Annotated in this window: 10 protein-coding genes; 9 read left to right on the top strand and 1 reads right to left on the bottom strand. The window is 42.4% G+C overall.

Features of this window, described 5'->3' with window-relative positions; translation table 11 throughout:
- From WB217_RS14305 to WB217_RS14270, 8 genes are all read left to right on the top strand, one after another.
- Positions 1-743 (top strand): M20/M25/M40 family metallo-hydrolase (locus WB217_RS14305; RefSeq protein ID WP_423993900.1); only part of this gene is annotated, 743 nt, incomplete at its 5' end.
- A gap of 23 nt (positions 744-766) precedes the next feature.
- Positions 767-2,095, top strand: coding sequence for a 4-aminobutyrate--2-oxoglutarate transaminase (gabT, locus tag WB217_RS14300; protein ID WP_423993899.1), 1,329 nt, complete (start codon positions 767-769; stop codon positions 2,093-2,095).
- A gap of 11 nt (positions 2,096-2,106) precedes the next feature.
- Positions 2,107-3,528, top strand: a complete 1,422-nt coding sequence (locus WB217_RS14295) for an aldehyde dehydrogenase family protein (protein WP_423993897.1) — start codon at positions 2,107-2,109, stop codon at positions 3,526-3,528.
- Positions 3,529-3,595: 67 nt separating this feature from the next.
- Complete coding sequence (gene ablB / locus WB217_RS14290; RefSeq protein ID WP_423993896.1) at positions 3,596-4,462, top strand: putative beta-lysine N-acetyltransferase; 867 nt, start codon at positions 3,596-3,598, stop codon at positions 4,460-4,462.
- A 53-nt stretch (positions 4,463-4,515) separates the two neighbouring features.
- Positions 4,516-5,913 carry a sigma-54 interaction domain-containing protein gene (locus tag WB217_RS14285; protein ID WP_423993895.1) on the top strand — a complete coding sequence of 466 codons (1,398 nt, stop codon included), beginning with the start codon at positions 4,516-4,518 and terminating at the stop codon, positions 5,911-5,913.
- 215 nt (positions 5,914-6,128) lie between these two features.
- Positions 6,129-7,559 carry a lysine 2,3-aminomutase gene (gene ablA, locus WB217_RS14280; protein WP_423993894.1) on the top strand — a complete coding sequence of 477 codons (1,431 nt, stop codon included), beginning with the start codon at positions 6,129-6,131 and terminating at the stop codon, positions 7,557-7,559.
- Between the two features lie 11 nt (positions 7,560-7,570).
- Entirely contained in the window at positions 7,571-7,852 is a 282-nt protein-coding gene (locus WB217_RS14275; RefSeq protein ID WP_423993893.1) for a YokU family protein, read from the top strand.
- 178 nt (positions 7,853-8,030) lie between these two features.
- Positions 8,031-8,222, top strand: coding sequence for a hypothetical protein (locus tag WB217_RS14270; protein ID WP_423993892.1), 192 nt, complete (start codon positions 8,031-8,033; stop codon positions 8,220-8,222).
- A 14-nt stretch (positions 8,223-8,236) separates the two neighbouring features.
- Here the strand turns inward: WB217_RS14270 and WB217_RS14265 are convergent, their stop codons facing one another.
- Positions 8,237-8,401: a hypothetical protein gene (locus WB217_RS14265; RefSeq protein ID WP_423993891.1), complete on the bottom strand. Its 165-nt coding sequence runs from the start codon at positions 8,399-8,401 to the stop codon at positions 8,237-8,239.
- Between the two features lie 386 nt (positions 8,402-8,787).
- Here WB217_RS14265 and WB217_RS14260 point away from each other — a divergent pair.
- Positions 8,788-8,973, top strand: a 186-nt coding sequence (locus WB217_RS14260) for a YozE family protein (RefSeq protein WP_423993890.1), incomplete at its 3' end; no start/stop codon positions are given.

Raw genomic sequence — 8,973 nt, 5'->3', positions numbered from 1 at the left:
CGCTGGCAGCCGTTTTGCGCGGCTATAAGGCAGATGGTGCGATTATTCCAGAGCCAACCAACTTTAAAGTATTTCCCAAACAGCAAGGCTCGATGTGGTTCAGGATTTCAGTAAAAGGAAAAGGTGCCCATGGAGGGACCAGGTATGAAGGTGTCAACGCGATTGAGAAAGCGATGCTTGTTATCGAAAGATTGAGAGTGTTGGAGTCAGAAAGAAACGAAAGAATAACCGATCCTTTCTTTCAAAACATTCCGATTCCAATTCCAATCAATATTGGGAAAATCCATTCCGGTGATTGGCCTTCATCGGTTCCGGATCTCGCGATAATAGAGGGCAGGATGGGTGTTGCGCCGAATGAAACCCAGGAAAACGCAAAGCTTGAAATGCAAAAGGCTTTATTCAGCGTTTGTGCTGACGACCCATGGTTAAAAGATAATGAGGCAGAGCTGGAATGGTTTGGCGCAAGCTGGCTGCCAGGTGACCTTGATCCAGAACATGAATTGATCCATGTACTTGCAAAAAATTATAAAAATGTGAAAAATAGCATGCCGCTAATCGAAGCTTCACCATGGGCGACCGATGGAGGGGTTCTTTCAAAGGTTGGAGGGGTGCCTGTTATTGTCTTTGGTCCTGGAGTAACAGAAACTGCTCATCAGGCGAATGAATATATCAGGCTGGAAGATGTTTTTGATGCAGCTGAAATTATTGCATTAACGCTTTTGGAGTGGTGCGGAGTCGCTTAATCATAATGAGGGGGAGCCATCCAATGGGAGATATAAAAATAAAAACAGCTATTCCAGGACCGAAGGCAATCGATTTGCTGAAGAGAAAAGAGAAGAACGTACCAATTGGACCGTTCAACACTATTAAAACATTTGCTGACCAAGGAGAAGGTGCGTTACTGACAGATGTCGATGGTAACATATTCATTGATTTCGCCGGAGCAATTGGTACGCTTAATGTCGGCCACTGCCCGCCAACCATCATTAAGGCGCTCCACGAGCAAATCAATCGCTATCTCCATCCATGTTTCCATGTCATGATGTATGAACCTTATATAGAACTGGCAGAGCTGCTAAACAAAATCACTCCTGGCAGACATGATAAAAAAACATTCTTCTTAAGCAGCGGAGCGGAGGCTGTAGAGAATGCAGTAAAAATCGCCAGGAAATACACAGGCCGTAAAGGGATTATTTCATTTGAACGTGGATTCCACGGCAGGACATATATGGCAATGTCACTAACGAGTAAGGTCAGGCCTTATAAATACCAGTTCGGCCCCTTCGCACCTGAAACGTATAAATGGCCATATCCTGTGTATTCGCAGGAAAATAGCATGACACCTGATGAACTTGATTCTTATTTACTGGAAAAATTTGCGACGTTCTTCCTAAGCGAGGTTCCGCCAACGGAAATTGCTGCTGTAATAATGGAGCCCGTTCAAGGAGAAGGTGGATTCAACATCCCGTCAAAAGCCTTCGTTCAAGGTGTGAAAAAGCTTTGTGAACAGCATGGAATCCTGTTCATAGCAGACGAAATCCAGACGGGCTTCGGAAGGACAGGGAAATTATTTGCGATGGAACATTTTGAAGTGATTCCAGATTTGATGACCATGTCAAAGTCTATCGCTGCAGGACTGCCGATCAGTGCTGTAACAGGCAGGGCGGAAATCATGGATTCCGCAGGCATTGGGGAAATTGGCGGAACTTTTGGCGGAAGCCCTCTTGGTTGTATTGCCGCCATAGAAGTAGTTAAAATGATAGATGAACAGAAACTTCTTGAAAAAGCAAATTCATTTGGCGGGAAATTCCAGGAGAAGTTCGATAAGCTTGCTAAACAGTCTGAAGTGAAATTCGTTGTCCGCTCACTTGGCGCAATGTGCGCTATTGAGTTCTTTGACAGAGAAGGCAAACCAAATTCTCAGATTGTGCAGGAGATACTAAAGAAAGCACACCAACAAGGCTTAATTTTAATGAGTGCAGGATTGTATGGAAATGTAATTAGGCTTCTGGCTCCTCTCGTCATTACTGATCACCAAATCCAAGAAGGCTTTGATGTGCTTGAAGCAGCAATACTTGATTGCTGCAAGCAATAGGAGGAAATATGATGAAACAATTATTATGGATTAATGGAGAATTTGTAGGTACGGAAAAATATCTTCCGCTAAATAATCCGTTTAATGGCGAAAAGATCGCTGAAGTTGCAGTGGCTAGCGATGATGATGTCCTACGGGCTATTAATGCAGCTGAATCTGCTGCCAAGACTATGGCGAATATGGAGGCGTACAAACGGGCTGAAATCCTGCAGAAAGTCGCAGATCTCATACAAGAGGACCGTGAAGAGTGTGCAAGGATTATAGCTGAAGAATCCTCAAAACCTTTAAAGGCGGCTCGTGCAGAAGTGGACCGCACAATCATGACTTACAGCTTTGCCGCTCAGGAAGCAAGGCGCATTCATGGAGAAACGATTCCACTTGATGCCGCTCCTGGTGGTGAAGGACGGGTAGCATATACTGTGAAGGAACCCCTTGGAGTAATTGCAGCGATTACGCCGTTCAATTTTCCGATGAATCTTGTTGCCCACAAGGTCGGACCTGCGCTGGCTGCAGGTAATTCAGTTGTTCTTAAGCCTGCCAGCCAAACACCTTTGTCTGCATATAAAATCGCATCCTGCTTCCACAGGGCTGGTTTGCCCGCGGGGGCGCTGAATGTAGTGACCGGAAGCGGCAAAAGTGTTGGAGATGTATTAATAAAAGATGACAGGGTGAAGAAAGTGACCTTCACCGGCAGTCCTGCTGTAGGGAAATATATTCGGGAAAATGCTGGTTTAAAGAAGGTAACTCTCGAACTTGGTTCGAATTCCGCCTTAATTGTCGATGAGGGAACCGACTTGGTAAAAGTGATGCCCCGAATAGTAACTGGCTCATTCTCAAATCAGGGACAGGTTTGCATTTCAATACAGAGGATTTTTATCCATGAATCAATCGCCGAAGAATTTACTGCTTTATTTATTGAGGAATCAAAGAAACTCAAGGTAGGAAATCCTCTAGATGAGGATACGGATATATCTGCCATGATCAGTTTCAATGATGTAACGAGGGCAAAGTCATGGATTCAAGCGGCAATTGAAAATGGTGCTGAGCTGGCCCTTGGCGGTGACAGTGACCAACAGGTACTGAACCCGACCATATTGCTTAACGCAAAAGAAACCGACAAGATTTCCTGTGAGGAAGTATTCGCGCCTGTGGTGCACATCAATACTTTCAATGAATTTGACGAGGCAATTGCCAAAGTCAATGATTCCCAATTCGGGCTGCAGGCAGGGGTTTATACGAAAGACCTCAACAAGGCTTTTAAAGCCTCCAAAGCGCTTCACGTTGGCGGTGTCATGATCAATGACATTCCTACCTTCAGGGTTGACCATATGCCATATGGCGGTGTGAAGATGAGCGGAACCGGACGGGAAGGGATCAAATACGCAATTGAGGAAATGACCGAGCTGAAACTTGTTTCATTCAAGCTTGATTGATAGGACTAGCAGCCTGGCCCAAAGGCCAGGCTGTTCACCTATAAAATCAGTAAGGGGGAGTCTGTGCATGCATCCAGGTAAAACCTTGGAAGTGAATGAAAAGGCATACAAAATGAAGTTGTACTTAGACAAACAGAACCGCCGGATAAGGGTCGATGATTATTTGGGTGATCTATTAAGTATCTTGGAAAAGGCAGAAAAAATCACGGAAAATGAAAAGGCAGACAAAATAATCATTAAGGGAAGGAAAGAACATTTCATCCAGCTGCTCGAACGCGGCTACAGGTTTGAAGCAAGCATTGATGGATATTTTCTAGGCTCTGATTGCTTTTTCTTTTCAAAATTCTTAACAGATGAAAGGAAAATTAGCACCCATTGGACCGAGGAAGATGGAATTATTAAAAGCGTTTATCATTTGAATGGACCCTCCCAGTCAATCGCTCCTCCAAAAGCATATATTCTAAAAAAAATGGGTGAATCAGACGCAGCCGGTCTCTCGAAACTATATAAATCTGTTTTTCAAATTTACCCCACTCCACTAGATAATCCTGATTACATTGTCAAAACAATGCAGGATGGTACGGTCTATTACGGTTTTATTAATGATGGACAGGTGGTAAGCGCCGCCTCTGCAGAAGTGAATTTATTTTATAAAAACGCAGAACTGACTGATTGTGCGACGCTGAAAGAACACAGGAAGCATGGCCTTATGAAAATACTCCTTGAGCGTATTGAACAGGAGCTGGTGGAAAACGGAATTTATTGTGCCTACTCCATTGCCAGAGCTTTGTCATTTGGTATGAATGCTGTTCTTTACCAGCTTGGCTATGCCTACAGAGGAAGACTTGTGAACAATGTTTTTATTTATGATAAAATTGAAAATATGAATGTATGGGTGAAAGATTTGGCATCACCGCCAAAATTCAGGCAATAAAAAGACAGTTTTTCGGCACACTGTCATATACTTAATATGGGAGTGTGATAAGCATGAATTCTATTTCCGATGTAACCGAAGAAATATTGAGCGCGATTTTAAAATGCATTGACGAAGCAATCCATGTCGTGAATACAGAAGGAATCACGATATTTTATAATGAAGTGGCGGCAAAGCACGATGGTCTAGATGTAAAGGAGGTCATCGGCAAGCCTTTGTTATCTGTTTTTCCATCCTTAAACGAGCAATCGAGCACGCTTCTGAAAGTAATTGAGACCAAAAAGCCTATCTATAACGAGACTCAGTCGTTCGTCAACCTGCATGGGAGAAAAATAGAAACAGTAAACACTACTTTGCCAATTTTTGTTCAGGGTGATTTGATTGGCGCGGTGGAAATAGCCAAGGATTATTCGCGGATCAAGCAGTTATCTGAACGTTTGGTGGAGGTTCAGAAAAGCTTTAAACATCGCAGCGGGAAAGCACTCAAACAGCAGGCTGCTTATACGTTCAGCGATTTGATCACAAATAATCAGTATTTTGCACAAATTAAGCAGAAGGCTGAGAAACTGGCAAAATCTGATTCTCCGATTCTCGTATATGGAGAAAGCGGAACAGGGAAGGAACTCTTTGTCCAATCGATCCATAATGCCTCGAATCGATCAGAAGGACCTTTTATTGCGCAAAACTGTGCAGCAATTCCGGAAAATTTGTTAGAAAGCATATTGTTCGGAACGTCAAAAGGCAGTTACACGGGAGCGGTGGACAGGCCGGGTCTATTTGAACTAGCTAATGGCGGCACACTTTTTCTTGATGAATTGAATTCGATGCCAATTGACCTTCAGGCAAAACTCCTTCGCGTCCTTGAGGATGGAGCGGTCAGGAGAGTAGGCAGCACCAATGTGATCTCTGTTAACGTGAGGGTCATTTCCGCGATGAATGTTTATCCCGGAAAGGCGATGGAACAAAACCAGCTGCGGACAGATTTGTTTTATCGTTTAAATGTTCTCACTTTCGAATTGATGCCACTAAGAGAGAGGAAAGAGGATATTTTATATCTGTCCGAAATCTTTATCGGCCATTATAATAAGAAGCTCAGAAAACAGTTAACGGGATTAGATGAGTATGTAACGGCGATATTTTTAAAGCATCAATGGCCGGGGAATGTAAGGGAACTCAAGCATACGATTGAATACATGATGAATGTTTGCGAAGGCCAGCTCCTGACAGAATATGACTTACCGGTGATGCTTAAGCAAAATACACACATGGATGAAATCATTAAGCCTTCAAGAAGCAACTCCTTCATTTTAAGGGAGCAGCTTAAGGAGTTTGAACTGGAACTCATTAAAGATGCTCTTGAAGCTTGTAATGGCAATATCCAGAAAGCAGCTGCACTTCTCGATATACCTAGGCAGACACTACAATACAAATTAAAAAAGTTGAATTTATGAAATATATTGCGGACTACTTCTCTGTAAATAAATACTGATTCTTCTAATCTGCCGAAATTTCAGCAGGTTATTTTCTTTTTTGAGGGGGATATTTAACACAAAATTCTTCCCATCCTAATGTATATATGGTTTTTGTTGATTTTTCTGAACAATCAGTAATTCTGGCACAGAACTTGCATTAGTTATATGTGCAAATTACTTAAGGGGGAAATCCGATGAAACAATCTTTATATAAACCTTCGAGACATTGGAAGGACATCGAGCTATGGAAGGATGTAACAGAGGAACAGTGGAATGATTGGCTATGGCAGCTGACAAACACAATCAGGACACTTGAGGATTTGAAGAAAGTTATCAATCTTACACCTGATGAAGAAGAAGGAGTTAGGATCTCCACGAAAACCATTCCCTTGAATATCACGCCATACTATGCATCATTGATGAACCCAGATGATCCCCGCTGTCCCGTGCGGATGCAATCAGTCCCAATTTCAAAGGAAATTTATAAAACGAAGTATGACCTTGAAGACCCACTCCATGAAGATGAGGATTCTCCTGTACCCGGTTTGACTCACCGCTATCCTGACAGGGTTTTATTTCTAGTTACGAATCAATGCTCCATGTATTGCCGCTATTGCACACGCAGAAGATTTTCCGGACAAATCGGAATGGGTGTGGCAAAGAAACAGCTTGATGCAGCGATCAATTACATCAGCCGAACTCCAGAAGTACGGGATGTGTTAATCTCTGGCGGTGACGGGCTGCTGATTAATGACAATATCCTTGAATATATTTTAAAAAATCTGCGCGAAATAGATCATGTGGAAATCATCAGGATCGGAACTCGTGCACCGGTTGTTTTTCCTCAAAGAATTACAGAGAATCTTTGTTCAATCCTCAAAAAATATCATCCTATCTGGCTAAATACACATTTCAATACATCCATCGAAATCACCGAAGATTCCAAGCGTGCGTGTGAAATGCTTGCAAACGCGGGCGTTCCTGTCGGGAATCAATCCGTTATTCTTGCAGGTATCAATGACAGCGTCCCAATCATGAAAAAGCTCATGCATGACCTCGTAAAAATTCGAGTCAGGCCATATTATATATACCAGTGCGACCTGTCCGAAGGCATCGGACATTTCCGTGCCCCAGTGACAAAGGGCCTTGAAATCATCGAAGGTTTAAGAGGACATACGTCCGGCTATGCAGTCCCTACATTTGTAGTCGACGCTCCTGGAGGCGGCGGAAAAATTTCCTTGCAGCCGAATTACCTGATTTCCCAGAGTCCTGAAAAAGTAGTTCTCCGTAATTTTGAAGGAGTCATTACCTCCTATCCGGAGCCTGAAAATTATATTCCTGGAAGTGCAGAAGGCTACTTTAAACAGGTCTACCCTGATTATGAAAGCAAGAAATCAAATACTGGCATTGCTGCCATCATGAATGACAGTGAGTTTAACCTGATTCCAGAAGGGTTGCGCCGACTAGATCGAAGGGAAAAATATGAGGTCGATCCAAATCATGCATCCCTGAAGGATAAACGAGAAAAACGAGATGAACTTAAAGAAAAGAAATTTAAGTCTCAGCAGAATAAAACTAATGAAGCATTTGATGGGCAAGGAGCTGTCCCATCTTCCAAGGAATAGGGGGTTGCCTGATGCAAAAATGCGAGTGGTGCAACAGCGAAAATGTCAAATCAATATTTGACAGTGTTTATTGGGAACTGCCTGATGGGTCATGTGCAATTCAAATTGATGAAACTCCGGCAGTCCATTGTCTCGATTGTGATATGACCTACCAAACAGAACTGATTACAAAAGAAATTGAAGATCAGTTATTTTTAATCAATACAAAAAACCTCAATAAAGTAATTACGTTTGAAGAACTGATGTGCCAGCCAAGGCTGCTCAAACGAAATTACTTTGATTTTTCATCTTGATTAAATAAGAGATTGACGATTCTAGTAACAGACTGTTATCAAATCCTAAATAGCAATGTGATAAAACATACCTTTAACAGCATATAGTTCACAAAAGTTTCACCATTCCCGTTTATTCTGCTTCCTCTGCTTAATTATAATAGAGGGGGGAGTATCGAAATGGGAAAAGGGTGAGTATATGTATATCGCTTTAACAATCATGCTGGTAGCGGCAATGTTTGTCCTGTTTATGTGCGGATATTATGTTAGACTGATTAAGGAAAAATTCGGAATGAATTGGCTCCATGCCGTTCCGATTACGATCGCGATCCTGATGTTCAACATCATATGGGCATTATTGGAAATGGCCAAATCGTCCAGGTGGCAATAAGCAGAAGAGCACCTTCAAAAATGAAGGTGCTCCAGACTGTAGACAAACTCGATAAAAGCGAGCTTGTCTACAGTTTTTTCATCTTGGTTGGGAAGTAAAACAGGTCTGTTGATTTCCGTTCCAGGCGCTTCGCTTTCCGCTGAAGAATTATGAAAAAGCCCAACTGCCGGCTTTTTCAAGAGCAAATTCTTCTAGGGTCTGGCGCTGAGCCTCCTCGTCGCTTTGCTCCTGCGGGGTACAAATGATTCTTCACGAGGATCATTTTACCTTGGTCTCACCTGTCCAGCTGCGCTGCAGGAGTCTACGCGCCTTCCACTCCAATCAACAGGTTTTCAATAACTGATTTGAAATCTGTATCTTTGTCGACAAGCTGGAGTACCTTCTAAATTGAAGGTGCTCTTTTTATTGTAAAAACAATCTGTATTTTTCACCTGAATTATTGTTTGGTTTGACCGAAACCGATTTTCCACTTTAGCATTAAGGTAGACGTGCAAGGTCACAATCCGTTATAGTATTTGAAAAGTGCTTTTCTTCGACAATTTTAACAATAGGCAGGCGTTCATATATGTATAAAAGCTTTTACCATTTTTTGATGAAGTATCGAACCACAGCTCCAAAGGATGCTATCAGTGCATTTGCGAATGATGCTTATGATGATCTCGCTTTTCCTAAAAATGCTACTGACTATCATGAAATCAGTACGTATCTTGAATTGAACGGCCACTATTTGGAAAGTATGGCTGTTTTTGAT

Origin of the sequence: Mesobacillus sp., from assembly GCF_049588175.1 — a bacterium.
In the GTDB taxonomy this organism is placed as follows: Bacteria; Bacillota; Bacilli; order Bacillales; family Cytobacillaceae; genus Mesobacillus.
This window is presented reverse-complemented; position numbering and strand designations above follow the sequence as displayed.